Origin of the sequence: Streptomyces sp. NPDC050263 (genome assembly GCF_040655955.1) — a bacterium.
Lineage (GTDB): Bacteria > Actinomycetota > Actinomycetes > Streptomycetales > Streptomycetaceae > Streptomyces.
This window is the reverse complement of sequence record NZ_JBFAKW010000003.1, coordinates 53,225-79,763: the sequence shown is the minus strand read 5'-3', so window position 1 is coordinate 79,763 and position 26,539 is coordinate 53,225. Positions and strand designations below refer to the sequence as shown.

At 71.6% G+C, this 26,539-nt stretch carries 22 protein-coding genes, 3 tRNA genes and 1 pseudogene; 10 read left to right on the top strand and 16 right to left on the bottom strand.

The genetic code is table 11. The features are described 5' to 3' along the window. The first annotated feature begins 61 nt into the window (after nucleotides 1–61). Nucleotides 62–831, top strand: a pseudogene (locus AB0J04_RS02045) (MerR family transcriptional regulator). Here AB0J04_RS02045 and AB0J04_RS02040 read toward each other — a convergent pair. The 4 genes from AB0J04_RS02040 to AB0J04_RS02025 form a co-directional block, all read right to left on the bottom strand. After that, nucleotides 815–2,992 (bottom strand): 3-hydroxyacyl-CoA dehydrogenase NAD-binding domain-containing protein, encoded by a 2,178-nt coding sequence (locus AB0J04_RS02040; protein ID WP_363166427.1) that lies wholly within the window; start codon nucleotides 2,990–2,992, stop codon nucleotides 815–817. The pseudogene AB0J04_RS02045 and the gene AB0J04_RS02040 overlap by 17 nt on opposite strands. 43 nt (nucleotides 2,993–3,035) lie before the next feature. Next, a complete protein-coding gene (locus AB0J04_RS02035) occupies nucleotides 3,036–4,250 on the bottom strand; it encodes an acetyl-CoA C-acetyltransferase (RefSeq protein WP_363166426.1) in 1,215 nt (404 codons plus the stop codon). 41 nt (nucleotides 4,251–4,291) lie between these two features. Continuing rightward, nucleotides 4,292–5,500 (bottom strand): CaiB/BaiF CoA-transferase family protein, encoded by a 1,209-nt coding sequence (locus tag AB0J04_RS02030; RefSeq protein ID WP_363166425.1) that lies wholly within the window; start codon nucleotides 5,498–5,500, stop codon nucleotides 4,292–4,294. 138 nt (nucleotides 5,501–5,638) lie between these two features. Then, complete coding sequence (locus AB0J04_RS02025) at nucleotides 5,639–6,019, bottom strand: MmcQ/YjbR family DNA-binding protein (RefSeq protein ID WP_363166424.1); 381 nt, start codon at nucleotides 6,017–6,019, stop codon at nucleotides 5,639–5,641. Nucleotides 6,020–6,110: 91 nt separating this feature from the next. Between AB0J04_RS02025 and AB0J04_RS02020 the strand changes: the two genes are divergently transcribed. Beyond that, the gene (locus AB0J04_RS02020) at nucleotides 6,111–7,283 is read left to right on the top strand and encodes a saccharopine dehydrogenase NADP-binding domain-containing protein (RefSeq protein WP_363166423.1); all 1,173 of its coding nucleotides are present in this window, start codon (nucleotides 6,111–6,113) and stop codon (nucleotides 7,281–7,283) included. A 24-nt stretch (nucleotides 7,284–7,307) separates the two neighbouring features. On the opposite strand, the gene AB0J04_RS02015 is transcribed toward AB0J04_RS02020, so the two are convergent. Continuing rightward, the gene (locus tag AB0J04_RS02015) at nucleotides 7,308–7,454 is read right to left on the bottom strand and encodes a hypothetical protein (protein WP_363166422.1); all 147 of its coding nucleotides are present in this window, start codon (nucleotides 7,452–7,454) and stop codon (nucleotides 7,308–7,310) included. Nucleotides 7,455–7,703: 249 nt separating this feature from the next. Between AB0J04_RS02015 and AB0J04_RS02010 the strand changes: the two genes are divergently transcribed. Continuing rightward, nucleotides 7,704–7,892: a hypothetical protein gene (locus AB0J04_RS02010; protein WP_363166421.1), complete on the top strand. Its 189-nt coding sequence runs from the start codon at nucleotides 7,704–7,706 to the stop codon at nucleotides 7,890–7,892. Here the strand turns inward: AB0J04_RS02010 and AB0J04_RS02005 are convergent. The 3 genes from AB0J04_RS02005 to AB0J04_RS01995 are packed head-to-tail and all read right to left on the bottom strand — an operon-like array spanning nucleotide 7,868 to nucleotide 10,093. After that, nucleotides 7,868–8,575, bottom strand: coding sequence for an endonuclease V (locus tag AB0J04_RS02005; protein WP_363166420.1), 708 nt, complete (start codon nucleotides 8,573–8,575; stop codon nucleotides 7,868–7,870). The two genes, AB0J04_RS02010 and AB0J04_RS02005, sit on opposite strands and share 25 nt — an antisense overlap. Nucleotides 8,576–8,600: 25 nt before the next feature. Further along, nucleotides 8,601–8,933: a plasmid stabilization protein gene (locus tag AB0J04_RS02000; protein ID WP_363166419.1), complete on the bottom strand. Its 333-nt coding sequence runs from the start codon at nucleotides 8,931–8,933 to the stop codon at nucleotides 8,601–8,603. A 50-nt stretch (nucleotides 8,934–8,983) separates the two neighbouring features. Next, on the bottom strand, nucleotides 8,984–10,093 hold the full coding sequence (locus AB0J04_RS01995; protein ID WP_363166418.1) for an oxidoreductase: 1,110 nt from the start codon (nucleotides 10,091–10,093) through the stop codon (nucleotides 8,984–8,986). Between the two features lie 223 nt (nucleotides 10,094–10,316). Here AB0J04_RS01995 and AB0J04_RS01990 point away from each other — a divergent pair, with 223 nt between their 5' ends. The 4 genes from AB0J04_RS01990 to AB0J04_RS01975 all read left to right on the top strand — a co-directional run bounded on the left by AB0J04_RS01990 (nucleotide 10,317) and on the right by AB0J04_RS01975 (nucleotide 14,803). Further along, nucleotides 10,317–10,733: an SsgA family sporulation/cell division regulator gene (locus tag AB0J04_RS01990; RefSeq protein WP_363166417.1), complete on the top strand. Its 417-nt coding sequence runs from the start codon at nucleotides 10,317–10,319 to the stop codon at nucleotides 10,731–10,733. A 313-nt stretch (nucleotides 10,734–11,046) separates the two neighbouring features. Beyond that, complete coding sequence (locus AB0J04_RS01985) at nucleotides 11,047–12,669, top strand: ABC-F family ATP-binding cassette domain-containing protein (protein ID WP_363166416.1); 1,623 nt, start codon at nucleotides 11,047–11,049, stop codon at nucleotides 12,667–12,669. A 162-nt stretch (nucleotides 12,670–12,831) separates the two neighbouring features. Then, nucleotides 12,832–13,608, top strand: a complete 777-nt coding sequence (gene ddaH / locus AB0J04_RS01980; RefSeq protein ID WP_363166415.1) for a dimethylargininase — start codon at nucleotides 12,832–12,834, stop codon at nucleotides 13,606–13,608. A gap of 220 nt (nucleotides 13,609–13,828) precedes the next feature. Next, a complete protein-coding gene (locus AB0J04_RS01975) occupies nucleotides 13,829–14,803 on the top strand; it encodes an acyl-ACP desaturase (RefSeq protein WP_363166414.1) in 975 nt (324 codons plus the stop codon). A 13-nt stretch (nucleotides 14,804–14,816) separates the two neighbouring features. On the opposite strand, the gene AB0J04_RS01970 is transcribed toward AB0J04_RS01975, so the two are convergent. From AB0J04_RS01970 to AB0J04_RS01945, 6 genes are all read right to left on the bottom strand, one after another. Beyond that, nucleotides 14,817–14,892: transfer RNA gene (locus tag AB0J04_RS01970), tRNA-Trp, on the bottom strand. Then, on the bottom strand, nucleotides 14,881–16,113 hold the full coding sequence (locus AB0J04_RS01965) for a ribonuclease inhibitor (RefSeq protein WP_363166413.1): 1,233 nt from the start codon (nucleotides 16,111–16,113) through the stop codon (nucleotides 14,881–14,883). Before AB0J04_RS01965 ends, AB0J04_RS01970 begins: the two co-directional genes overlap by 12 nt. Continuing rightward, a complete protein-coding gene (locus AB0J04_RS01960) occupies nucleotides 16,110–17,474 on the bottom strand; it encodes an SDR family oxidoreductase (protein ID WP_363166412.1) in 1,365 nt (454 codons plus the stop codon). The genes AB0J04_RS01965 and AB0J04_RS01960 overlap by 4 nt, the downstream gene beginning before the upstream one ends. 28 nt (nucleotides 17,475–17,502) lie before the next feature. Then, nucleotides 17,503–17,574 (bottom strand) — tRNA-Glu (locus AB0J04_RS01955). A 9-nt stretch (nucleotides 17,575–17,583) separates the two neighbouring features. After that, nucleotides 17,584–17,656: transfer RNA gene (locus AB0J04_RS01950), tRNA-Gly, on the bottom strand. A 76-nt stretch (nucleotides 17,657–17,732) separates the two neighbouring features. Beyond that, nucleotides 17,733–17,978, bottom strand: a complete 246-nt coding sequence (locus tag AB0J04_RS01945) for a WhiB family transcriptional regulator (RefSeq protein WP_363166411.1) — start codon at nucleotides 17,976–17,978, stop codon at nucleotides 17,733–17,735. A 290-nt stretch (nucleotides 17,979–18,268) separates the two neighbouring features. Between AB0J04_RS01945 and AB0J04_RS01940 the strand changes: the two genes are divergently transcribed. Next, entirely contained in the window at nucleotides 18,269–19,060 is a 792-nt protein-coding gene (locus AB0J04_RS01940; RefSeq protein ID WP_363166410.1) for a VOC family protein, read from the top strand. Between the two features lie 362 nt (nucleotides 19,061–19,422). Here the strand turns inward: AB0J04_RS01940 and AB0J04_RS01935 are convergent, their stop codons facing one another. Together AB0J04_RS01935 and AB0J04_RS01930 are read right to left on the bottom strand one after the other, a co-directional pair. Beyond that, nucleotides 19,423–20,451 (bottom strand): LacI family DNA-binding transcriptional regulator, encoded by a 1,029-nt coding sequence (locus tag AB0J04_RS01935; RefSeq protein ID WP_363166409.1) that lies wholly within the window; start codon nucleotides 20,449–20,451, stop codon nucleotides 19,423–19,425. 86 nt (nucleotides 20,452–20,537) lie between these two features. After that, complete coding sequence (locus AB0J04_RS01930) at nucleotides 20,538–21,581, bottom strand: multicopper oxidase domain-containing protein (RefSeq protein ID WP_363166408.1); 1,044 nt, start codon at nucleotides 21,579–21,581, stop codon at nucleotides 20,538–20,540. 210 nt (nucleotides 21,582–21,791) lie between these two features. On the opposite strand from AB0J04_RS01930, the gene AB0J04_RS01925 reads away from it, so the two are divergent. Then, the gene (locus tag AB0J04_RS01925; protein WP_363166407.1) at nucleotides 21,792–24,269 is read left to right on the top strand and encodes a ThuA domain-containing protein; all 2,478 of its coding nucleotides are present in this window, start codon (nucleotides 21,792–21,794) and stop codon (nucleotides 24,267–24,269) included. Nucleotides 24,270–24,289: 20 nt separating this feature from the next. Continuing rightward, entirely contained in the window at nucleotides 24,290–26,515 is a 2,226-nt protein-coding gene (locus tag AB0J04_RS01920) for a family 16 glycoside hydrolase (protein WP_363166406.1), read from the top strand. Nucleotides 26,516–26,539 lie beyond the last annotated feature (24 nt).

Genomic DNA, 26,539 nt, shown 5'->3' with positions numbered 1-26,539 from the left:
TGCCACTGACAACGGGCCCCGAGCCGCTGCTCCACGAGCCGCGACGGCGATACTGCCGCGCCTGACGAGCGAGACGGACGAGCCGGCCCTCACGGTGGACGAACTGGCCGCCCGGGCGGGAGTCACGGTGCGGACGGTGCGCTTCCACGGCGCCAAGGGGCTCCTGCCCCCGCCGGTCATCGGGCCGCGCCGGGTGGGGCACTACGGCGCCGGGCATCTCGCCCGCCTCGCGCTGATCGAGGAGCTGCGGCGGCAGGGCCTGACGCCGACGGCGATCGAGCGCTGTCTGGACCGGTTGCCGCCCGGTCTCGACGCCCATGACCTCGCCGTGCACCGGGCCGTGGTGGCCTCCTGGCGCCGGACGCCGTGGAGACCGTGACGCCGGAGGAACTCCGGCGGCGGGCGGGGCGGACGCTCGGCGCGGAGGACGTGGACCGGCTCGTCGCGATGGGCGTGGTGCAGGCCCGCACCGCAGACCCGGGCGGCGCGGACGCGTACCGCGTCGATCCGGGTCTGGTCAGGCTGGGCGTCCGCCTCCTGGACGTGCCGCTCCCGCCGGAGTCGATCCGCGCGGCCCGGACCGTCCTCCTCGACCATGCGCGCGACGCGGCGCACGAGCTGTCCCGGCTGCTGCGCGAGGAGGTGCCGAAGCGGGACGCGCAGGCGGTGAGGTCGCTCTCGTCGCACATGCAGCCCCTGGTCGTCCAGGCGCTGCCGACGGCCTTCCAGCGGTCGCTCACGGAGGAGCTGCGGGAGTGGCTCGGGGAGCCGCCGACGGACGACGGCTCCCCCTTGACGGTGACCGGCCGGTGGTTCAGCGGGCGTCCGTGAAGGGCTCGCCCCGCTCCGCCTTCGCCACCAGCAGCGCGGGCGGGGTGAAGCGGTCGCCGTAGCGCTCGGCGAGCTCACGCGCGCGTGCCACGAATCCGGGGAGCCCGCCCTCGTAGCCGTTGATGTACTGGAGCACCCCGCCGGTCCAGCCGGGGAAGCCGATGCCGAAGAGGGAGCCGATGTTGGCGTCGGCCACGGACGTCAGCACGCCCTCCTCGATGAGCTTGACGGTGTCGAGGGCCTCGGCGAAGAGCATGCGTTCCTGCATGTCCTCGAAGGGGATCTCGGCGCCCGCGCGCGTGAAGTGCTCGCGCAGGCCCGGCCACAGCGCGCCCCGCCTGCCGTCGGCCCCGTACTCGTAGAAGCCCGCGCCGCCGCTGCGGCCGGGGCGGTCGAACTCCTCGACCATGCGGTCGATGACGGTCTCCGCGGGGTGCCCGGGCCAGGTGCCGCCGGCCTCCTCCACGGCCCGCTTCGACTCCTTGCGGATCTTCTGCGGGAGGGTGAGCGTCAGGTCGTCCATCAGGGCCAGCACCCTGCCGGGGTAGCCCGCCTGGGCGGCCGCCTGCTCCACGGACGCGGGCTCGATGCCCTCGGCGACCATGGCGACGCCCTCGTTGATGAAGTGGCCGATCACCCGCGAGGTGAAGAAGCCGCGCGAGTCGTTGACGACGATCGGCGTCTTCTTGATCTGCCGGACCAGGTCGAAGGCGCGCGCGAGCGCCTCGTCCCCGGTGCGCTCGCCCTTGATGATCTCGACGAGCGGCATCTTGTCGACGGGCGAGAAGAAGTGCAGCCCGATGAAGTCGTTCTGGCGTTCGACGCCCTCGGCGAGGACGGTGATGGGGAGGGTGGAGGTGTTGGAGCAGAGCAGGGCGTCGGGCTCGACGATGTGCTCGATCTCCTGGAAGACCTTGTGCTTGAGGGAGGTGTCCTCGAACACGGCCTCGATGACGGCGTCGCAGCCCGCCAGGTCCTGCGGGTCCGCGGTGGGCGTGATGCGGGCGAGCAGAGCGTCCGCCTTCTCCTGGCTCGTACGGCCCCGGGAGACGGCCTTGGCGCAGAGTTTCTCGGAGTAGGCCTTGCCCTTGGCGGCCGCTTCCGCGGAGACGTCCCGCAGGACGACGTCGATGCCCGCGCGGGCGCACGAGTAGGCGATGCCGGCGCCCATCATCCCGGCGCCCAGGACGGCGACCTTGCGCACCTGGCGGGGCGCGACGCCCTTGGGGCGGTTGGCGCCGGAGTTGACGGCCTGGAGGTCGAAGAAGAACGCCTGGATCATGTTCTTCGACGTCTGCCCGGCGGCCAGCTCGACGAAGTAGCGGGCCTCGATGACCTGGGCGGTCTCGAAGTCGACCTGGGCGCCCTCGACGGCGGCGGCGAGGATCCGGCGCGGCGCCGGGTAGGGGGCGCCGTTGGTCTCCTTGCGCAGGCTGGCCGGAAAGGCGGGCAGGTTGGCGGCGAACTTCGGGTGGGCGGGCGTGCCGCCGGGGATGCGGTGGCCGGGCCTGTCCCAGGGCTGCTGGGACTCGGGGTTGGCGTCGATGAAGGCGTGGGCCTTGGCCAGGAGTTCGTCGGGGGTGGCGGCGACCTCGTGGATCAGGCCGTTCTCCAGCGCCTGCCGGGGGCTGTACTGGGTGCCCTTGAGCAGGACCTTGAGGAGGGCGTCGGTGATGCCCAGCAGGCGCACGGTGCGGGCGATGCCGCCGCCACCGGGGAGCAGGCCGAGGGTGACCTCGGGGCAGCCGATCTTCGAGCCGGGCGCGTCCAGGGCGACCCGGTGGTGGCAGGCGAGGGCCAGCTCGTAACCGCCGCCGAGGGCCGCGCCGTTCATCGCGGCGACGACCGGCTTGCCGAGGGTCTCGATGCGGCGGAGGTTGCGCTTGATCTCCAGCCCGCCCTCGAACAGCTCCTGGGCGGTCTCGGGGGTGACGCGGATGAGGTCGCGCAGGTCGCCGCCGGCGAAGAAGGTCTTCTTGGCGGAGGTGATGACGACGCCCCGGACGGTGTCCTTCTCGGCCTCCAGGCGGTCGGCGACCGCGGCGAGGGAGGCGCGGAACGCCGCGTTCATGGTGTTGGCGGACTGGTCCGGGTCGTCGAGGACGAGGGTGACCAGGCCGGTGCGGTCCTGTTCCCAGCGGATGGTGGTGCTCAGTGTCATGACGGTGGTCTCCGTAGAAGTCTTGGGGCTGCCGCTGGGGTGGTCAGACGCGCTCGACGACGGTGGCTACGCCCATGCCGCCGCCCACGCACAGCGTGACGAGGCCGTAGCGCTTGTCCTGGCGTTCCAGCTCGTCGACGAGCGAGCCGAGGATCATCGCGCCGGTGGCGCCGAGCGGGTGGCCGAGGGCGATCGCGCCGCCGTTGACGTTGACCTTGTCCAGGGACAGGCCCATTTCCTTGACGAAGCGCAGGACGACCGCCGCGAACGCCTCGTTGATCTCGACGAGGTCGATGTCGTCGATGGTCAGGCCGGCCTTCGCGAGCGCCTTGCGGGTGGCAGGCGCGGGGCCGGTGAGCATGATCGTCGGCTCGGAGCCGGAGACCGCGGCGGAGACGATCCGCGCGCGCGGGGTGAGGCCGTGGCGCTCGCCGACCTCCTTGGAGCCGATCGCGACCAGGGAGGCGCCGTCGACGATGCCGGAGGAGTTGCCCGCGTGGTGGACGTGGTCGATCTTCTCCACCCAGTGGTACTTCTGGAGCGCGACCGCGTCGAAGCCGCCCAGTTCGCCGATGTCGGCGAAGGAGGGCTTGAGCTTCCCCAGGGAGTCGGCCGTGGTGCCGGGCCGCGGGTGCTCGTCGTGGTCGAGGACGACGAGGCCGGCGCGGTCCTTCACGGGGACGACCGAGCGGTCGAAGCGGCCCTCCTTCCAGGCCGTCGCCGCCCGCTCCTGCGACAGGGCCGCGTACTCGTCGACGTCGCGCCGGGAGAAGCCCTCGATGGTGGCGATGAGGTCGGCGCCGATGCCCTGGGGAACGAAGTTGACGGCCAGGTTGGTCATCGGGTCGTTGAACCAGGCGCCGCCGTCCGAGGCCATCGGCACCCGGGACATCGACTCCACGCCGCCCGCCAGGACGAGGTCCTCCCAACCCGAACGGACCTTGGCGGCGGCCAGGTTGACCGCCTCCAGACCCGAGGCACAGAAGCGGTTCTCCTGCACGCCGGCCACGGTGTCGGGCAGACCGGCCGCGATCGCGGCGATGCGCGCGATGTCGGAGCCCTGGTCGCCCACCGGTCCGACGACGCCCAGCACGATGTCGTCGATCGCGGCCGGGTCGAGGCCGGGGAAGCGGCTTCGCAGCTCGTGGATGAGTCCGACGACGAGGTCGATGGGCTTCGTTCCGTGCAGGGCGCCGTTCGCCTTGCCGCGGCCGCGCGGGGTGCGGATCGCGTCGTACACGTACGCTTCGGTGCTCACTCTGGTAGGCCTTTCGGGAGGGTGGGCCGAGCGGGGCGGGGTCAGCCGCCCTGATGCGGGAAGTCGTTCTGGGGCGCGAGAGTGTTCTCGGAGGTCTTCACAAGATCCGCCACGAGGCCCGGTATGTCCCAGTCTCGGGCCACTTCGCGCGTGTCGGCGCCGGGGCGTGCGGGCCCGGTGCGGACGGCGGTGGGGGTCTCGGAGAAACGGGGCGCCGGGGCGGGCTGGGTGATGCCGCCGTGGTCGGTGAAGGTGCCGCGGGCGGCGAGGTGCGGGTGGTGCGGGGCCTCGCGCAGCGACAGCACGGGCGCGACGCACGCGTCGGTGCCCTCGTAAAGGGCCGTCCACTCGTCGCGTGTGCGGGACTTGAAGCGGGCGGCGACGGCCTCGCGCAGCTCTCCCCAGCGCGTCCAGTCCGTTCGGGCGTCCCGGAAGTCCGCCAGGCCCAGCAGGTCGACGAACTCGTCGTAGAACTGCGGCTCCAGGGCGCCGACGGCCATGTAGCCGCCGTCGGCGGTCTCGTAGGTGCCGTAGTACGGGCAGCCGCCGTCGAGGAGGTTGGCGGCGCGCCGGTCCTGCCAGCCGCCGGCGGCGAGCATGCCGTGGATCATCGCGGAGAGGTGGGCGGTGCCGTCGACGATGGCCGCGTCGACGACCTGGCCGACGCCGCTCACGCGCGCGTGGTGGAGGGCGGCGAGGAGGCCGACGACGAGGTAGAGGGAGCCGCCCGCGAAGTCGCCGAGCAGGTTGGCGGGAGCCGGCGGCGGCTGGTCCGGGGCGCCGATCATGCCGAGGGCGCCGGTGACGGCGATGTAGGAGACGTCGTGGCCGGAGCGGTGGGCCAGGGGGCCCTGCTGGCCCCAGCCGGTCATCCGGCCGTAGACCAGTCGGGGGTTGCGGGCGTGACAGTCCGCGGGGCCGACCCCGAGGCGCTCGGCCACGCCCGGCCGGTTTCCCTCGATGAGCACGTCGGCGCGGGCGGCCAGGTCGAGCACGCGCGCGGGGCCGTCCGGCGCCTTGAGGTCGACGATCACCGAGCGCTTGTTGCGGTTGGTGACGTCATGGGCGGGGGCGATGCCGAGGGCCGAGCCGCCGGGGCGGTCCACGCGGACGACGTCGGCGCCGAGGTCGGCCAGGAGCATGCCCGCGAAGGGGCCGGGGCCGATCCCGGCGAGTTCCACCACGCGCACGCCGGTCAGTGGGCCCTGCCCGGCCTGCCCGGCCTGCCCGGTCGTCCGTCCCGTTGTCATCCGGCTCCTTTGCTGTGGCACGACCGATGTAACGCCAGTGATGTTAGGAACACGTTCCAGCAGGCACAAGAGCAGAACAAGCAAGCGCTTAGCCAGTATGCCCGCACCGGCCGCCGCACCGTCGGCCGCCGGACCGGCTCAGCGCGCTTCGAACTCCGCTATGAGCCGCTTGGGGGCGATCGCGCGGTAGCTCTCCTCGACCCAGTCGCAGAGCAGCTCGGCCGCGGGGGCGCCCTTCTCCTCCAGCGGCAGGCTCACCCAGCCCGACCTGCCCAGGCCGTATCCGGCGGGCTCGGCGCCCGGCGCGGCCAGCGCGTGGGCGTGGGCCGTCTCCTCCGCGAGTTTGAGCGTGACGCCCAGCGGGTGACTGCCGTCGTCCACGCCGAGGAAGACGAACACCTTCTTGTTGACCTTGGCGACCGTCTCGCCCCAGGGGAACTCCTCGGTCGCGCCGGGCAGCCCGAGCGCGAACTCGCGCACTTTCGCCCATTTCCTCAGGGCGTTCCTGTCCACGGTCACCTGTTGCCTCCGGGCTCGTCGTCGGCCTCCGCACTCCTCACGCTAGCCTCAGCCACCGACAGCGGCGCGGGCTGCAAGGCGAAGGGATGTCATGAGCAGGCTGAAAAGGTCGGACCGTCCGTACGACATCGTGCTCTTCGGGGCCACGGGCTTCGTCGGAACTCTCACCGCGGAGTACCTCGCCGCGCACGCGCCCGCCGATCTGCGCTGGGCGATCGCCGGCCGCGACGAGCGGAAGCTGGAGGAGCTGCGCGAACGGCTCGCCGTGGACGTCGGGGTGCTGCGCGCCGACGCCTCGGACCCTGCGTCGCTGCGCGCCCTCGCCGAGCACGCGCGCGTGGTGGCCACGACGGTGGGCCCCTATGTGACGTACGGCGAGGAGCTCGTGGCCGCCTGCGCGGACACCGGCGCCGACTACCTCGACCTCACCGGCGAGCCGGAGTTCGTGGACCTGATGTACGTCCGGCACGACGCACGCGCGCGGGAGACGGGCGCACGGCTGCTCCACGCGTGCGGCTTCGACTCCGTCCCGCACGACCTGGGCGTGTACTTCACCGTCCGGCAGCTCCCGCAGGGCGTGCCGCTGACCGTGGACGGCTTCGTGACCGTCGACGCCGCCTTCTCGGGCGGTACCTTCGCCTCCGCCCTGGGCCAGTTCGCGCGCGGCCGGCACATGGCGGCCGCCGCGCGGGAGCGGGGACGGCACGAACCGCGGCTCCTGGGCCGCCGGGCCACCGCGCCGATCGGCGCACCCCGGTTCGCCCCCGAGGTCGGGTCCTGGGCGCTGCCGCTGCCGACCATCGACCCGCGGATCGTGCTCCGCTCGGCGAGGTCGCTGTCGCGCTACGGGCCCGACTTCCGCTACCGGCACTACGCGGCCGTACGGCGGCTGCCCGTCGCCGTGGGCGGTGTCGCGGCGGTCGGGACGCTCGTCGCGGCGGCCCAACTGCCGCCCGCCCGGCGCTGGCTGTCGGACCGGCTCAGGCCCGGCGAGGGGCCGAGCGCGGACAAGCGGGCGCGGAGCTGGTTCTCCGTCCGGTTCGTCGGCGAGGGCGGCGGCCGGCGGGTGTGCACCGAGGTCTCGGGCGGCGACCCCGGCTACGACGAGACGGCGAAGATGTTCGCCGAGGCGGCGCTCGCCCTGGCCTGCGACGACCTCCCTCCGACCGCGGGGCAGGTCACGACGGCGGTGGCGATGGGCGACGCGCTGACCGAGCGGCTGACCCGCGCGGGCGTCCGCTTCCGCGTCGCGGCCCGCCGCTGACGGGCCCCGGTCGCGCCTGCGGCCTCAGACCGGCCACTGCACGAGGGTGTAGATCATCCCGACGATCCAGCCGAGCCCCGCCAGGACGGCGAGGATCAACGCGGCGTTGACGGCACGCTCGACGGATCGGGTCGGGTCGGCGAGGGGCTTCGGAGCTCGGTGCGTGGTCATGCGGCCCAGCCTGCCGAGCCGGTGGCGGGGCGCACATCCGTGCAGGTACTCAGACGACGTACTCAGGGGCAGGCACGCCACGCACCGATCCCCTTGCCCCCCATTGGGGACTTTCGCCGCCGCCCACGGCTCCCCTCGGCCCCTCAAGTGCTCCCCAGCGCCCCGAAGTGCTCCCAAGTGCCAAAAAGCACTTCAATGAAACGATTGAAGCAGCAGATCGGAACAGAACCGGAGCGGAAGGGGAGCAGCATGAAGTTCGTTCTCGAAGTCACCGTGGACGAGGGCGCGTTGGCGCAGGACCCGGTGGGTGAGCTGGGGCGCATCCTGCGGTACTGGGGCGGCAACCTGAAGCACTACGCCCTGGAGGCCGAGGACGGTTCGGCGATCTACGACTCCGAGTACAAAGAAGTGGGTCAGTGGCGGATCGTCGCCTCCTGAAGCGTCTCCTGAAGCGCCCTCCGGCACAGTGAGTCCGCCCTGCGGGTCGTCTCCGGAAGGCGGAACTCGGGGGTGAGGGCAAGGGTGTGGGCGCAGGCGTCGTCCAGGGTGACGCGGTGGCCGACGGACACGAAGACCGGCTTCACCCCCGCCCGGGTGCGCAGCGCACGCCCCACCTCCTCGTCGCCCGCCAGCAGCGGGGAGGCCGATCCGCGCGGGGCGTCCGGGTCGTCGTAGGCGAAGGTGAACGGGTTCTTGGCGACGCCGATCGTGGGCAGCCCGGTGAGGACCCCCAGGTGGCTGGCGAGGCCGAAGCGGCGCGGGTGGGCCACGCCGTAGCCGTCGCAGACGACCAGGCCGGGCGGGCGGGGCAGAGCCGCCAGCGCGGCCAGCACGGTGGGGATCTCGCGGAAGGCGAGCAGTCCGGGGACGTACGGGAAGGAGATCCGCCCGACCGCGGTGGCCTCGGCGACGACGTCGAGGCTCACCGCGTCCAGCACGACGGCCGCCGCGGCGACGACGTCCCGCTCGTCGTCGTAGGCGACGTCGACGCCCGTCACATACCCGGTCCCGGGCTGCGGACCCGGTTCGTCGAGCACCACCCCTGTCCGCAGCTCGTCCTGGACGGCGCGGGCCTCTTCCTCGGTCGCGGGCCAGCCCGCGGGAATGTTCACGATCCTCATGGTGGGGACGAGCGTACGGCTCGCGTCAGCTCCTGCGGCCGTCCAGGGCGCGCTGCAGCTCGCTCTTGTCCATGCCCGAGCGGCCCTTGACGCCCCGCCGCCTCGCCTCCTCGTAGAGCTGGTCGTAGGTGGGCCCCTGGGCGCCCTTGCCGGACCGCAGGCCGCCGCGCCTGCCGGACGACATGTCCTCGACGGACGTGCGGCCGGCCGTCTTCGACTCGCCGGCCCGGGCTCGTTCCTTGTTGACCGTCCGGGCGGCGATCTCCTTCGCGCGCTCGGTGCTCTCGCCCCGGTCCCGCGCGCTCTCCTCGATGTGCTCGTACTGGCGTTCCCGCTCGGGGCTGGAACCGCGTGGCATGTGCGCTCACTCCATTCGCGTCGTCGCCCACCGGGTACCCCGGAAACGGCTCAGCTCTCCAGGCGCGCCACGCGCCCCTGTTCGCCGGCGGCCCAGCAGCCGAGGTCCGGGGTGCAGTCCACGGTGTCGTACGAGCCGGTGTCGAGGGTGCGCCAGGTGCGGCCGGCGTCGGTGGTCAGGTCGGTGCCCGTGGGGCCGACCGCGAGGGCGGCGGTGCGGCTGTGCGGGAGCCAGGCGACGCCGGAGCGGTAGGCGGGCGGCGGCGTGCCGGCGGGCCGCCAGGTGCGGCCGCCGTCGCCGGTCGTGGCGGCGGCCCGCGGGGACGGCTGGTCGGCGCGGTAGTCGCCGCCGACGGCCAGGCCGTGGGTGCGGTCGCGGAAGGCGAGGGCGAAGACCCCGCGCGCGGGGTCCCCCGCGGGGATCGGGGCGTCGGTGGCCGTCCAGGTCAGTCCCCGGTCGGAGGAGTGCAGCACACGCGCGCGTGCGGCCCCGCCGGTCGCCAGCCAGACGTCCTTCGCCCCGGAGGCGACCAGGCACTGGCCGCTGGCGGCGAAGCCCGCCTCGCCGGTCAGGGCGGCCGGCATCCCCTCGTCGGGCAGCACGTTCCAGGAGCGGCCCGCGTCGCTGGTCGACAGGATGCGGAACCTTCCGTCCACCGGGTCGCTCATGGCGAGGCCGTGGCGGCGGTCGAAGAAGGTCATGCAGTCGTAGAAGGCGCGGGAGTCGGTGTTGCGGAAGGCTTCCGTCCAGGTCGTCCCGCCGTCCTCGGTGCGGTAGACGCGCGACGCCTCGCCCTCGCCGATGGCCAGCACCACGGCGCGGCGCGCGTCGAACGCCTCGATGTCCCGGAACTGCAGGTCGGCCGCGCCGGGCGGCGAGACGTTCCGCCAGCTCCCGCCCCCGTCGGCGGTGCGCAGGACGGTGCCCTGGGTGCCCGCCACCCACGCGGTGTCACGGTCGACGGCCGCGAGACCCCGGAAGCGCACGGAAGCGGCGCCGGTGTCCTTGAGGTCCCAGTGCGGCGTCGCGGGCCGCTGCGGGTGCGCCTGGGCGGGCAGGGCCGTGAGGACGGCGAGCGCCGCCCCGCAGACCGCCGCAGCCACCCGGCCGCTCCCTCGTGTCGTACGTACCGTGCGCCGCGTCTTCCCCAAGGGCCTCATGGCGGGGGAAGCTAGCCCACGGCTCTCGGTGGCGTCCAGATGCCCTCGATCTCCTCAACTGCCCCTAGGGGCCGGGAGGAGAGCTGAGTCACTCCCGTGCATGAATCGCGGTGACCGAGGTCACTCGAAATCGGTGTGCACGGATCGACCGGTTCCGGCGTCTCTTCCAGTGTCCGGACCCACCGCCCGGAAGTTCGTCCCGCCGTCACGAGGGAGCAAGGCGTTGTCCATCGTCATCGAGCAGCCCGTAGAGGCCCGTCTTGTCGCCGCCGCGCCCCGGATGCCGAACATCCCCGCCACGCTGCACTACGACCGCCGGGATCCCTTCGCCGTCCGTATGACCTTCCCCGCTCCGGCCACCCTGGAGGGCGTCGAGGTCTGCTGGACCTTCGCCCGTGAACTGCTCGCCGCAGGCCTGCACACGGCCGAGGGCCACGGCGACGTCCGGGTGCGCCCCTACGGGTACGACCGCACGGTGCTGGAGTTCCACGCGCCCGAGGGCACCGCCGTCGTGCACGTCCACTCGGCCGACATCCGCCGCTTCCTCCAGGCCACGAGCGAGCTGGTGCCGGCCGGCACGGAGCACCGGCAGCTCGACCTCGACCACGACCTGGCGGAGCTGATGCGCGACGCCTGCTGAGGCCGCCGAAGCCTGCCGACGTCGGCCGATCCGTTTAATCCTTTGACGGCTCCCGCAGACCCTCCTACGGTGTGAAGCGGTTCTGTTGCCGCCGATTGGAGAAGGACGTTGCTCGTCTGAGGTCCTGAGACACCGCGCCACACCCGTCGGGTGTGTGCGTCGCGTGCGACCTCGGCCTTCGAGCCGTCCATGCCGTCCTTGCGGAGCAGGGCCTTCTTCACGCCCTCGTGCTCCCGCACTGCTGCGGTGGTCGTCGCCTTCCGGTGTCTCGACACGTGTCGCCCTGACCGCACACGCATCCGCGAGGCCCGCTTTGACTCATTCCATCACCTGTACCTCCCTCGCCTTCTCCTGGCCCGACGGCACCCCCGTGTTCGAAGAGCTCGACGTCGCCTTCGGCTCCGGCCGCACCGGACTCGTCGGCGTCAACGGCTCCGGAAAGTCGACCCTGCTGAAACTGATCGCCGGGGAACTCGCCCCCGCCGACGGCGCGGTGCGCCTGGCGGGCGAGGTCGGCTACCTCCCGCAGAACGTCACCCTGGACACCGCCCTGCGGGTCGACGACGCACTCGGCATCGCCGCGCAGCGCGCCGCCCTGCACGCCATCGAGGCCGGAGACGCGTCCGAGGCGCACTTCGAGACCGTCGGCGACCACTGGGACGTCGAGGAGCGCGCCCTGGCCACCCTCGGCGAGCTCGGGCTCGGCCATGTCGACCTCGACCGCACCATCGGCGAGGTGTCGGGCGGCGAGTCGGTGCTGCTGCGGCTGGCCGCACTGCTGCTGCGCCGGCCGGACATCCTGCTGCTGGACGAGCCGACCAACAACCTCGACCTGTACGCCCGACGGCGGCTCTACGCGGCCGTCGCGTCCTGGCCGGGCGTGCTGGTCGTGGTCAGCCACGACCGGGAGCTGCTGGACCTCGTCGACCAGATCGCCGACCTGCGCAGCGGCGAGATCAGCTGGTACGGCGGCAATTTCTCCGCCTACGAGGAGGCCTTGACCACCGAGCAGGAGGCCGCCGAGCGCATGGTGCGCGTCGCGGAGGCCGATCTGAAGAAGCAGAAGCGCGAACTGGTCGACGCCCAGGTCAAACTCGCCCGCCGCAAGCGGTACGGGCAGAAGATGTTCGACCAGAAGCGCGAGCCGAAGATCGTCATGGGGGCGCGCAAGCGTTCGGCCCAGGAGTCGGCGGGCAAGCACCGGATCATGCACGAGGAGAAGCTCGCCGAGGCCAGGGAGCGGCTCGACGACGCCGTGGAGGCCGTCCGGGACGACGACGAGATCCGCGTCGACCTGCCGCACACGGCCGTGCCCCCGGGGCGGGAGGTCCTCACCCTCCAGGACCTCCGACTCGCGTACGGCGCGCGCGTGGCGGGTGGTTTCGACCTGCGCGGTCCGGAGCGGGTGGCGCTGGTCGGGCGCAACGGCACGGGCAAGACGACACTGCTGCGCACGATCGCCGGGGAGCTGGCGCCCAAGGACGGCGAGGCGCACGCGCACGTGCCGCTGCGTTTCCTGCCCCAGCGCCTCGACGTCCTCGACGGCGAGCGCACGGTCGCCGAGAACGTGGCCCGGTTCGCGCCGGGCGCCACCGAAAACCGGGTCCGGGCCCGGCTGGCCCGCTTCCTGTTCCGGGGCGCCCGCGCCGACCAGAAGGCGGCGACGCTCTCGGGCGGGGAGCGCTTCCGGGCGACCCTGGCGGCCCTGATGCTGGCCGAGCCCGCGCCGCAGCTGCTGATGCTGGACGAGCCGACCAACAACCTCGACATGGCGAGCGTGCGCCAGCTCACCACAGCCCTGGAGTCGTACGAGGGCGCCCTGATCGTGGCCAGCCACGACCTGCCGTTCCTGGAGTCGATCGGCATCACCCGGTGGCTGCTGCTGGACGGGGAACTGCGCGAGACGACGGCGGCGGAGGTGACGGATCCGGCGTAGGGCCGGGCGCAGGGCGCGACAGCGGGCGCGCGACAGGGCGCGGGTCTCAGGAAGGGCACATTGTTACTGCGGGGTTTTGTGCTCATGGTCGCGCCCTGCATGATGGCTGACCGGCGCCGCGTCCGAGGCGCCGGTTGTGCCACCCGATTCGGAGACCTGGACGTGCCCAGCAAGAAGGCCCTCATCCGCCGTCCCAGCCCGCGCCTCGCCGAAGGCCTGGTGACGCACGTCGAGCGGGAGAAGGTCGACGTCGAGCTCGCCCAGGGGCAGTGGGAGACGTACGCCGAGACACTGCGGACGCACGGCTGGGAGACCGTCGAGGTCGATCCGGCCGACGACTGCCCCGACTCCGTGTTCGTCGAGGACACGGTGGTGATGTACAGGAACGTCGCCCTGATCGCGCGCTCCGGGGCCGAGTCCCGGCGCGACGAGACCCTCGGGGTCGAGGAGGCCGTGGCCCGGCTGGGCTGCTCGGTGAACTGGATCTGGGAGCCGGGCACGCTGGACGGCGGCGATGTGCTCAAGATCGGCGACACGATCTACGTCGGCAGGGGCGGACGGACCAACGCGGCCGGCGTCCAGCAGGTGCGGGCCGCCTTCGAACCGCTGGGGGCGCGGGTCGTGGCCGTGCCGGTGAGCAAGGTGCTGCATCTGAAGTCCGCGGTCACGGCGCTGCCCGACGGCACGGTGATCGGCCACATCCCCAAGGTGGACCGGCCGTCGCTGTTCCCGCGCTTCCTGTCGGTGCCCGAGGAGGCCGGCTCGCACGTGGTGCTCCTCGGCGGCCCGCACGTCCTCATCTCGGCCGGCGCGCCCAAGACGGCGGAACTGCTCGCCGATCTCGGTCACGAGCCCGTCGTGGTCGACATCAGCGAGTTCGAGAAACTCGAAGGCTGTGTGACATGCCTCTCGGTCCGGCTGCGTGAGCTGTACGCCTGACCGGGTGAACGGATCACCTCTTCAGCCCAGGGACCTGCGGATCCCGGGGCTGTTTGACACGCCCCGAATCGACCGATGAAACCTGGCTGATCAGCGATCTTTACAGAGAACTTAACCTACGGCTTCGTAACCTACGGGTACGTAGCTTACGATCCCGTAAGTTGCCGGCCTCGCTCGCCGGATTGTTCCACTCCGCTTCACGTCCCCTTCTGGAGTTCCCGTGACGATCACCTCCCCGCACCTCGGCAGCCCCGCCGTCTGGACCGACGCCAAGCTGCTGTACGCCCTGGAGGAAGTGGTCGAGACGGAACTCAACCGGCATCTCAAGGTCACCAAGGACTGGATGCCCCACGAGTATGTGCCGTGGAGCGACGGCCGCAACTTCCCCGGCTTCTTCGAGGACGGCGAGGCCTGGGAGAAGGGCCAGTCCAAGGTCACCGAGATCGGCCGGATCGCGCTCGTCGTGAACCTGCTCACCGAGGACAACCTGCCCAGCTACCACCACGAGATCGCCTCGCTCTTCGGCCGCGACGGCGCCTGGGGCACCTGGGTGCACCGCTGGACGGCGGAGGAGGGCCGGCACGGCATCGTGATGCGCGACTACCTGCTCGCCTCGCGCGCGGTCGACCCGGACAAGCTGGAGCAGTTCCGCATGGTCCACATGAGCGAGGGCTTCGAGTCCGACAACCGGCACTCCATGCTGCACTCGGTCGCCTACGTCGCCTTCCAGGAGCTGGCGACCCGCGTCTCCCACCGCAACACCGGTCACCAGTCCGGCGACCCGGTCTGCGACCGCATGCTGGCGCGCATCGCGACCGACGAGAACCTGCACATGGTCTTCTACCGCAACCTGCTGAAGGCCGCCTTCGAGCTCGCCCCCGACCTCACCATGCAGGCCGTCCGGGACGTCATCGTGAACTTCCGCATGCCCGGCCACGGCATGCCCGGCTTCGAGCGGTGGGCCGCGCAGATGGCCATCGGCGAGGTCTACAACATGCGCATCCACCACGACGACGTCATCCAGCCCGTGCTGCGCTTCCTGAAGATCATGGAGATCGACGGCCTCGGCCCCGAGGGGCAGAAGGCGCAGGAGGAGATCGGCCTGTTCATGGGCGGCCTGGACGCGGAAGCCGCGAAGTTCGACGAGAAGCTCGCCACGCGCAAGGCCCGCATGGCGGCGCGCATCGCCGGCTGATCACGTCCGAGGGGGCGGGGCGGCTGGATTCGAACCAGCGTGACCCGGTTTTGGAGACCGGCGCGCCTGCCTCTGCGCTACGACCCCGCCCTTGCGCCAGATGGTAGCCCGGCCGGTGCCGGCCGCGTCGGCGTGCGGTGCACGCTGTGTACGGCCGCCACGTCGCGGGGCACGGTCGGGGCCGGGACATGGGCGCTGAGGGCCGCCAGACGCTGTTTGACGCTGGCGGCGACGCCCTGCCCGAGGACGAAGCGGGTGGCCGTGACCGCGCGCGGCGCGTGGTCCAGGAGCCGGTGCGCCTCCCGGCTGCGCAGACCGGTGTGGCGCAGGACGAGATGCGCGAGCCGATGCCCGGCGGCCGCCAGCGTCCGCCCGACGGCCTCGGCGGCGGCCACGTCCAGCCGGTTGTCCTCGGCGCCGAGCACGGCCGCGGCCCGGACCCGGCCGAGGTCCAGCAGCGTGACGCCCGAGGCGGTGGCGGCGCCCACCAGACGCGCGGCGGCCGACGGCCCGATGCCGTTGCTCGCCACCGACAGCCGGGTGAGCCGCCCGTACGGCGCCCGCTCCAGGGCGTCGGCGAGCCGGCCCGCGCCCGCGTCGCCCAACCGGGCTGCGGACACGTACAGTTCGTCGATCGCCCCGGCCGCGACCACGGCCGCGAGCGCCTCCGCGCCCCGCTCCCCCAGCGGGTTGCCGCCGACGAACAGCCGCTCCACGCGCCGCCCGTCGTCCGCGGCGGCGAGCAGCGCGTCGGCGAGCACGGTGACGCCGGCCCCGTCGAGCCCCGTCTGGACGAGGTCGAGGGTGCGCAACGTCCGCACCGACTCGACGAGTTCGGCTGCCGCCCGGCCCCCTCCCCCGCCCAGCGGGTTGCGCTTGAGCCACACTCCGGTGACGACCTGCGGCGAGGCCCGGAGCTGGTCGGCGATGCGGCAGGCGCCGCCCGCGGTGATGCCGTTGCAGCCGAGATAGAGCGTCTCGACCGGCGCGTCCGTGCCCGCGACGGCGGCGGCACCGTCGTCCCCGAGGGCGTCCGTGCCGAGCAGCAGATGCCGTACGGGCGAGGGCCCGTCGGCCAGCGCCTCGGCGACCAGGGCGGCGCCCGCCGCGCCGAGACCCTGTTTGCACAGGTCGAGCCGCCCGTCGGGCAGCGCGGTGCCGGCGGCGAAGTCCAGCCGCTCACCCGCCGGGCGCCCGGCCCGCAGCCAGTCGAGCAGCGGGGCGAGATCGGCGAGGGGACGCGGCAGGACATACGGCACGCCGGCGAAGCCGGCCGACCCGGGGCCGGCCGGCGCGCTCTCCTCGCTCACCACTGAGCCTCCTGGTAGTCCTTGAGGAACACGCCCGACACCGGATGCCCGGCCTCGCCGCGCACGATCGGGTCGTACACGCGGGCCGCGCCGTCCACGACGTCCAGCGGGGTGCGGAAGCCCGCTCCCGCCATCCGGGCCTTCTTCGGCGCCGGGTTCTCGTCGGTGATCCAGCCGGTGTCGACGGCGCACATGTGCACGCCCTGCTCGGCGAGGGCGGCGGCGCTGGTCCGGGTCAGCATGTTGAGGGCGGCCTTGGCCATGTTGGTGTGCGGATGCCCGGGCATCTTGTTGCGCACGGCGAACCGGCCCTCGACGGCGGTCACGTTGACCACGTACCGGCGCGGATGCGGGGAGGCCAGCAGCAGCGGCAACAGCCGGTCGCAGAGCAGCGCGGGGGCGAGGGCGTTGACGAGCTGCGTCTCCAGGACCTCGGCCGGGTCGAGCGCGCCGAGCCGCGCCGACCAGGAGTTCTCCGGGGACGGGTCGGGCAGCAGCCCCGCCTCGTCGGCCTCGCGCAGGGCCGCGGGCAGCGGGGAGACGCTGCCCCCGAGCCCCTCCAGCATCCGCATCGAGGTGAACCCGGGCGCCCGGCGCGCGCCTTCGGGCAGCGCGTCGTACTCGCCGGCGGCCAGCAGGGCGTACGACTGCGGCGGACGGCGCACGGTCTGCGCCGCGTTGTTGACGAGGATGTCGAACGGCTCGCCCTCCTCGCGCAGTTCCTCGCACAGGCCCAGCACCTGGCGCGGGTCGCGCAGGTCGACGGCGAGGACGGTGAGCCGGTCCAGCCATTGCGCACTGCCCGGCTCGGCACGGAAGCGGCGGACGGTGTCGTGCGGGAAACGTGAGGTGACGACGGTCTGCGCGCCGTCGCGCAGCATCATCAGCGCCAGCCGGAAGCCGATCTTCACCCGGCCGCCGGTCAGCAGGACCCGGCGTCCGCCGAGGTCGGTGCTCAAGGAGCGGCGGCGGGTGTTGTCGGCGGCGCAGGCCGGGCACAACCGGTGGTAGAAGGCATCGACTTCTCGATAGGGCGTCTTGCAGACGTAGCAGGTGCGCGGCCGGTGGAAGGCGCCGCCTCGGCCGCCGTCCGCCAGGGCCGCGTCCTCCCGCCGGTCCAGGGCGCCGGTCGCGGTCGCGGCCATCGCCGCCGCGTCGGCGGCCGATATCTCGGTGCCGCGGACCTTGCGCCGCCGCAGCCGTCCGTCGCGTGCGAAGGACGCGGCGACCTGCTCGGCCCGCAGGCGTACGGGATCGTCGACGGGCAGGGCGCGCAGCTTGCCCATGACGTCGTGGAAGGCGGCCAACTCCGCCTCGGTGACCGGCGAGGTGACCGCCGTCCCCTGGTTGTCCTCGCCCATACGTCCCCGCCCCGCCCTCGTCGAACTGTGGTCCCGGCCGGAATCGAACCGGCGTATCCACCCTGAGAAGGTGGCGAGTCTGCCACTGCTCTACGGGACCTCGCGCACATCCGGACGGCCGGATTCGAACCGGCGTTGTTCGCCTTGGCAAGGCGATGCGCCTGCCTCTGCGCTACGTCCGGACGCGCCCCCGGATCCTAACCGCACCCCCGCGACGCGGTCGTCTGAATTATCCGAGGAACAGGGCGACTTCGGCAGTCAGTGCGCCGTACGTCTGATCTGCAGGCGCTCCTTCTCGGACAGGCCGCCCCAGACGCCGAAGCGCTCGTCGTTGGCCAGGGCGTACTCCAGGCAGGCGGGGCGCATCTCGCACATGCCGCAGATGCGCTTCGCCTCCCGCACCGAGCTGCCGGGCTCGGGGAAGAAGAACTCCGCCCCTGTCTGCGCACACAGCGCCTCTCTCTGCCAGGTGAGTTCGGGCGTGGGAATCGTGTCGGTGTACATGGCGAGAATCGTGCCGGGCGGCGAAAAACGTTCGATCAACGCCGGATATATGTGCGGGCGCGCAGAAGCCCGGACCGCCCCGATGATGGCCCCGCCGGGCACCGCGACGCACGGCGGCGCGCTCAGGACACGGAACCCCGCATTGCACTGGTGACCGACAGTTACCGACAGTGACCGTGCGGGCGGCTCGCGGCCGTGGGCGTGCTCCGGCAGCGATTGTCAGTGGTCGGTGCAAGACTCGGCAGTGCAGGGCAGAGGCAGAGGACGGGACCCCTTCGAGGAGGGCCATGATGCTCACCACCCGTTTCGTCGACGGCGCTCCGAACTGGATCGACGTCGGCACGTCCGACATCGGCGGTGCCACCTCCTTCTACGGCGCGCTCTTCGGCTGGCGGTTCGAGTCGGCGGGCCCCGACGCCGGTGGTTACGGCTTCTTCCAGCTGGACGGGAAGACCGTGGCGGGCGGCATGCAGACCACGCCCGAGCAGGGCCCGCCGTCGTGGACGGTGTACTTCCGGACGTCGGACGCGCAGGCCACGGCCAAAACGGCCGAGCAGGCGCACGGCAGGGTGTTCTTCGCGCCGATGGACGTCATGGGCCAGGGCACGATGGCGGTCCTCGCCGACCAGGCGGGCGTTACGTTCGGCCTCTGGGAGCCCGCGCAGACCAAGGGCGTGGACGTGGCGGGCGAACCCGGCTCGCTGTGCTGGGTCGAGCTGTACACGCCGGACATCGCCGCGGCCGCCGCCTTCTACAACAGAACACTGGGCCTTGAGACCTCGGCCGTCTCCTTCCCCGGCGGCACCTACACCTGCGTCAACCCTGCCGAGGGCGGGGAGGCCGCGATGTTCGGCGGGATCGTGCCGCTGGCCGACGACCCCACGGAGGCGGAGTCGGGGGCGTACTGGCTGCCGTACTTCGAGGTCAGCGACGTGGACACGGTCGTCGGCAAGGCGACGGAGCTGGGCGGCAGAGTACGGATGCCCGCCACGGACGTCGAGGACGTCGGCCGCATCGCCAAGCTCGCCGACCCTTACGGGGCACGCTTCGCGGTGATCAAGAGCGTGCCGCAGCAGACATGAGGCGGGACGAGGCCCAGGGACCGGCGACGAGACCCGGAGCGGGCTGGAACCTGTCCGGCCGAGCCGGGCGCGGGAAATCGGCGGCGCCTTGGCAGTGCCGGTGAGCGGGGTGCTGGGGTCCCCCTCTGAGGGGCGCGTGCCCGCACCTCGTGTCTGCAGGCAGGATCGGCCGGACAGGATCGGCCGGACAGGCTCTAGGCCCGTACTTCGCAGGTCACCCGATCGTGAAGATCAAGTGGTCGTGGCTGATCGCTCGCCGATCGGAACCGCTACGGCAATAGCGGTCCCGGACCGACCCAGTCGAGATCGGACGCTGAGAGGCCGCTGCGGCGAACCTTTTCGGCGACCTGCGAAGTACGGGTCTAGGCGGAGGCGCGGCGCACCAGAGTGGTCGGGAGGACCACACCGCCGGGTTCGTCGCCGACGACGCGGCGGTCGAGGCGGCGCAGCAGGAGGCGGGCCATGATCCGGCCCATCTCCTCGATGTCCTGACGGACCGTCGTCAGCGGCGGGGCGCTCTGTTCTGCGACGGGCAGCATGTCGTCGAAGCCGACCACGGCGACGTCCTCGGGCACCCGCCGTCCGTGTTCGCGCAGCACGCGCAGGGCGCCCGCGGCCGTGAGGTCGTTGGCGGCGAACACGGCGTCGAGGTCCGGGCAACGGTCGAGGAGTTCCCGCATCGCCCGCTCGCCGCCGCCGGGAGTGAAGTCGCTCTCGACGACGAGCCGCGGGTCCGTGCCGTCTCCCATGACCTCCCGGTACCCGTCGAGCCGGTCCGCCGCGGAGGTCTGGTCGAGGGGGCCGGTGATGTGCGCGATGCGGGCGCGACCGAGGCCGGCCAGGTGGCGCACGGCCTCGCGGGCGCCGCCGCGGTTGTCGCTGTCCACGTAGACCACGTTCCGGATGCCGTCGCTCCAGCCCGGGCGGCCGCCGAACACGGTGGGGACACCGGCGCCCTGGATCAGGCCGGGGAGCGGGTCGTCGATGTGCAGGGAGAAGACCAGCGCCCCGTCGACATGGCCGCCGGCGAGATAGCGGGCGACGCGGGCGTGGTCGTCGCGGCCCTCGGTGAGCAGGAGCACGAGCTGGTTGTCGCGGGCGGTCAGTTCCTTGCTGATGCCGCGCAGTTGGAGCGCGAAGAAGGGGTCGGCGAAGACCCGCGTCTCCGGTTCGGCGATGACGACGGCGACCGCGTCGTGCCGCTTCGTCACCAGGCTGCGCGCGGCCTGGTTGGGGACGTACCCGAGTTCCTCCACAGCCCTCCTGACCCGCTCGACGAGCGGCTCCCGGACGCCGTCCCCGCCGTTGACGACCCGAGACACGGTCGCCCGTGAGACCCCGGCCCGCGCGGCCACGGCCTCCAGCGTGGGACGCGACGCTGTCTCGGTCACTGCAGAACTCCTCCTGGCCGACTGCGGCTCAGGATAGCTCCGGAGGAAACCCTCGGTGAGAGCGCTCTCACCGAGGGGAGGCGCCCTCAGTGTTCGTGAGTCCCGCTCGTCCCGCTCGCTTTGTTCGTATCGCTCGTATCGCTCGTCTTGTTCGTCTTGTTCGTCTCGTTCGCCTGGTGGGCCTCGTGCGGCTCGTAGCCGGGGATCGTGCCGTCGGGCTTCTTGACCAGGAACAGGCCGACCATGCCCATGTCGGAGTGGCTCTGTACGTGGCAGTGGTACATCCACGCGCCGGCGCCCACGCCCTCCCCGGCGAGGACCTGGAAGCCGAACGAGTCGGCCGGGCCCACGATCTTGTTGTCGATGACCTGGCTGGGATCGTCGGGGCCGGTGAGCATGCCGGTGCGGTTGTCGGCCCAGCGGTGGCCGTGCATATGGAACGTGTGGTAGTACTCCCCGTGCGTGATCATCACGAACTCGACCCGGTCGCCCACCGTCGCCGCGAACTCGGGGCCCTGATGGCCCGAGTGGGCGGGCCTGTTGTTGATCGTCATGTCGTTGAAGACGATCGTGTGGGTGGCGTCGGGCAGGACGTCGCCCTTGCGCCGGACGATCACCGGGCCGTACAGGCCCTTGCGGATGCCGCCGGTACCGTGTTCCGTTCCCACGACGTGGTCGTGGTAGTGCCAGTAGCCCGCGCTGCCCGCCCGCCAGGTGCCGTCGGTACGGCGGCCGGGGGCGTGGGTGCGCCAGGTGTAGGTGCGGGTACCGCCGGGTTCGACGTCGCTCCGGTTCATCTTCGTGCCGTCGCTGGACACTTCGTAGTCCAGGCCGTGAACGTGCAGGCTCGCGGCCACCTCCAGGGTGTTCTCGAACTCGATGTGCAGGGTGTCGCCCTCGTTGAGTTCGATCAACGGCCCGGGGATCGAGGCCGTTCCCTTCTCGAAGCCGTAGCCGAACTGCCCGTCGGCGAGCTTCTCGGCGTAGAGCTTGATGTGCCGGACCGCTCCCCCGGCCGGCGCGGTCTTCGCCGGCGCCTCGGCGCTCACCGCCTCCGGCCCCAGGGACAACGATGTCGCGACCGCGGCGCCGCCCAGCAGCACCCGCCGGTTGAACCCGCGTCTGTCCATGCCGAACTCCCCACCCTGGTACGGAATTTGCGACGATGAAGAAGACGAGCCCGTGATCGAGCCTGTGATGAACCTGTGCGACGGTACCGGTCGTTCCGCTGTTTCTCCACACCCAGGACAAAGTTCGTGCCATTGCGGTCATAGGTATTGGCGAACCGCGCAAAGACGTCTAGCTTCCTTGGCGCTGTCGCCGTGACCGAGGAGGCGCCCATGCACTTACGAGGGTTGAGCACGAGAAGACGAATCCGGGTGACGACCGTGGCGTGCGGGACGCTCGTCGCCGGCCTGCTGTCCGCCCCTGCCGCGGACGCGCGCCCCGTCCCGGAACCACCCCTGACAACGATGTCTGTCAAGTCTCCGCCGGGCAGTGCCGATGTTCGCGTCCTGGTCTTCCACGGGTCGGCCGCGGCCGGGGACGAGTCGCCGGTGGTCAACGCCGGCATCGAGGCCGTCGAGCGGATCGGCCTGTCCGGTCCGGCCGCCCAGCGCTTCGAGGTCGAGGCGACGAACGACGCCTCGGTCTTCACCAGCGGGACAAGACTGAGCAGTTACAACGCGGTCGTGTTCCTGACCGGGGGCGGCGACGTCCTCGATCCGGAGCAGGAGGCGGGCCTGGAAACCTACATGGAGGCCGGCGGCGGATTCGTCGGCCTCCATGACGCGGCCCGCGCGGAGCCGTACTCGGACTGGTTCACCGGACTGATCGGCGCCCGACCGGCCGCGTCGAGCCCGACTGCCGTACAGCGGGCGACCGTTGAGATCGGCGACCGGCAGCATCCGGCCACCAAGGAGCTGCCGCTGGAATGGAAGCGCCCGGACGTGTGGTCGAACTGGGTGAAGAACCCGTCCGGCGAGGTGCACACCGTCGCCCGGGTGCGCGAGTCCACGTACCAGCCGGGCGCGAGCGCCAACGGCTGGGATCACCCGGTCAGTTGGTGCCGCGACTATGACGGCGGCCGCTCGTTCTACACCGGCATGGGCGGCACGGTGTCGTCGTACGACGAGACGGACTTCCGTTCGCACCTGCGCGGCGCCCTGCTGTGGACGACCCGGCTGGTGCAGGCCGACTGCAAGGCGACCATCACCGGGAACTACAAGGCCGAGCGCCTGACCCCGGCCAACCAGCCGGGCAGGAACGACCAGATCGGCGAACCGCACGGCCTGGTCACCGCGCCGGACGGCCGCGTCCTCTACATCGGCCGGGGCGGCGCCGACTCCTCCCAGCCGGTCGTCACGGACTGGAACAACCCGGACGTCGGCAAGGGCAAGGGACAGATCCATGTCTATGACCCGGCCACCAAGAAGGTGTCTCTGGCCGGCGAGTTGACGGTCTTCGGCAACAAGGGCGGGGGCGACGAGCTCATCAAGGTCGAGGAAGGGCTCCTCGGCATCGAGGTCGATCCGCGCTTCCAGCAGAACGGCTGGGTGTACCTGCACTACACACCGCACTCGGGCGTCAACCGCGAGACCCGGATGGCCGAGCGGCGCGTCTCGCGCTTCACCCTCGACCTCGCCACGAACCGGCTCGACCTCAACAGCGAGAAGGTGCTGCTCAAGTGGCCGGTCCAGGTGCACAGTTGCTGCCACGCGGGCGGCGGGATGGCCTGGGACTCCAAGGGCAACCTGTACATCGCGACCGGTGACAACAACTCCAGTGGTTTCAGCAGCGGCTACTCCGGCAACAACCCGCAGCCGAACTTCAAGGGCGTCTCCTTCGCCGACGCGCGCCGCACCGCCGGCAACACGAACAACCTCAACGGCAAGATCCTGCGCATCCATCCGGAGGCCGACGGCACCTACACGCTTCCGGCCGGGAACCTCTTCACGGGCCGGGAGACCGAGGAGGGCGGCGGAAAGACCCGGGGCGAGATCTATGTGATGGGCGTCCGCAACCCCGCGCGCATCTTCGTCGACCGGACGACCGACGCGCTGTACGCGGGCTGGGTCGGTCCGGACGCGAGCGAGCCGTCGACGACATGGGGACCGGCGAAGTACGACACCTTCGCCGTCATCACCCAGGCGGGCAACCGGGGTTGGCCGTACTGCATGGGCAACAAGCAGCCCTACCGGGACCGCAACCTGCCGGATCCGTCGCAGCCGCTGGGCTGGTACGACTGCGACCACCCGAAGAACGAGTCGCCGAACAACGACGGCCTGGTCAACCTGCCGCCGGTCACCGGCAACAACATCTGGTACTCGCCCCAGGGCGGCGCCCCCGACTACCCGCGCGACGCGAACGGCGTGCCCTCGTACCGGAAGGACCAGGCCACCTACCGGCTGCCGTGGCTCAAGGGCGGCGGCCAGGCGGCGATGAACGGGCCGGTCTACCGCTACGACGCCACGACCGCAAGCACGGCCAAGTGGCCCGCGTACTGGGACGGCAAGTGGTTCGTCGGCGACTTCTACGACGCCGACCAGCCGCGCAACGCGGTGGTCATGGACCCGAAGACGCAAGGGACGGGCGGTCTGCCCGTGCACTCGGAGTCGCTGAAGAAGATCGTGCCGGTCGGCAACGACGGCATCAAGAACCTCATGGACTGGAAGTTCGGACCCGACGGCGCTCTGTACGTCCTCGACTACGGCCGCGGCTTCTTCACCTCGGACGCCAAGTCGGCGCTGTGGAAGGTCACTTACACGGGCGGCGGCCCGACCCCGGCGGTCGGACTGCTGGCGAGGGGGACGCAGTGAGACGACCAGCGACACGGCAGATGACACGGCAAGCGACCCGGCAGAGAAGAGTCCTGACGGTTCTGTTGGCCGCCGTGCTGATGATGCTCGGGCTGCAGGCGGCGCCCACCGCGGCGCAGCCCGAACGCGCGGCCGCGGCCCGAGCTGCCCAGGTCCTCACCTGGACCGCGGGCGACGACATCACCAAGTACGTGTCGGCGCCCACGACGGCGGTGGCGGGTCAGGCGACGATCGTCTTCGAGAACAGCGCGGCGACCGGCAACACGATCGGCATGCCGCACACGTTGACGTTCGTGACCAGCGATCCCGAGTTCAACAACGACGTCGAACTGAACATCCTGGCCAACCCGAACGACGACATGGGCGGCCGCCACACCGCCGAGGTCACCCTGACCCCGGGCCGCTACTTCTACCACTGCACGATCCCGGGCCACGGCCAGATGCAGGGCATCCTCGTGGTGACCGAGGGCAGCGGTGAGGACACGACTCCGCCCGCGACGGCGGCGCAGGTCACCGGCGCACAGAACGCGAAGGGCGAGTACGTCGGCTCGGCGAGTGTCGCGATCGGCGCGACGGACGAGGCGGGCGGGTCGGGGGTCGACCGCATACAGTATGCTGTCGGCGACTCGGGGGATCCTGCCGACTGGATCCCGTACACCGCACCGATCGTCGTCGACCAGGTCGGCGCCCACAAGATCCGCTACCGGGCGTTCGACAAGGCCGGCAACGTCTCGGCCGAGAAGAGCGCCGAGTTCACCGTCGTCGCCCAGCCCTCCGACGACACGTCACCGCCGGACACCTCCGCCACGGTGACGGGCGAGCAGAACCCGGACGGAACGTACATCGACATGGCGACGGTCACCGTGTCGGCCTCCGACACCGGATCCGGGGTCAACACCATCGAGTACGCCGTCGACACCGGGACCTGGCAGCCGTACACCGCACCCGTGATGGTGCACCAGGTCGGCACGCACACCGTGCGCTACCGGGCCACCGACAAGGCGGGCAACGCCTCCCCCGAGAAGACCGCCCGGTTCACGGTGGTCACGGCGGCCCCGCAGGACACCACGCCACCGGTGACCGGCGTGAGCGTGGAGGGCACGAGAAACTCCGACGGGGCGTACGTCGGCAATGCCAAGATCGCCGTGAGCGCGACGGACGGGGGCGGGTCGGGTGTCGACCGGATCGAGTATTCACTCGACGGTGGACCGTATATTGCATACAGCATTCCGGTGGTGGTCGACCGTGCAGGCGCGCACACCCTCGCCTACCGCGCCGTCGACAAGGCGGGCAACACCTCCACCGCGCGCACGGTGACCTTCACCGTGGTCGCGAGCCAGGTCCCGGCCCCCAACTGCCCCGAGTACGACGAGCGGTTGACGGTGATCGTGGGCACGGTCGACTCGGGGGTGCCGAACCGGTTGACCGACAGCCGGTGCCGGATCAACGAGTTGATCGAGGACGAGAAGGAATGGACGTCCCACGCGCTGTTCCTCAAGCATGTGAAGACGGTCCTGGACCAGCTGCTCGGTGACGGAGTCGTCGACCAGCGCGAGTACGACGCGATCCAGGAGGCCGCCGGGGAGTCCGGGATCGGCAGGCCCGGCCAGACCGAGGGCTACCGCACGATCCTCGACGGCAGCGCGGGGTCGTTCGCCAAGTGGCAGCAGGTGGGCGGCGGTTCGTTCGCGCAGAACCCCGACGGGTCGATCACCAGCGGCACCACGCAGCAGGGCCTGGGCATGCTCTGGTTCCCGCAGCGCAAGTACGGCGACTTCTCGCTGAAGCTCCAGTGGCGCGACGACGCTCCGGGCGCAGGCAACGCCAACTCCGGCGTGTTCGTGCGCTTCCCGTGGGTCCATGACCACCCCGAGGAGTCGCGGCCCGAGTGGGTCGCCATCAAGTACGGGCACGAGGTGCAGGTACTGGACCGGCCCGACGGCGACATGTACAAGACGGGGTCGGTGTACGGCTTCGACCGGGTCGGGCTGGCCGGGGCCGGCGTCACGCAGAAGGGCACCTGGAACGACTACGAGATCAGGGTCGTCGACCAGCACTACTCGGTCTACCGCAACGGCGTGCTGATCAACGAGTTCGACAACACCGGCGGCCAGGCGTTCACCCCGCCACGCGCGGACGACCCGGGCACGGACGGGCGGCGGTTCGCCTCCGGATACATCGGACTACAGGTGCACGGCACGACGGACGTCGTCTCGTACCGGGACATCCGGATCAAGGAACTGTGAGGGTGGGCCGGAGGCGTCCCGGGC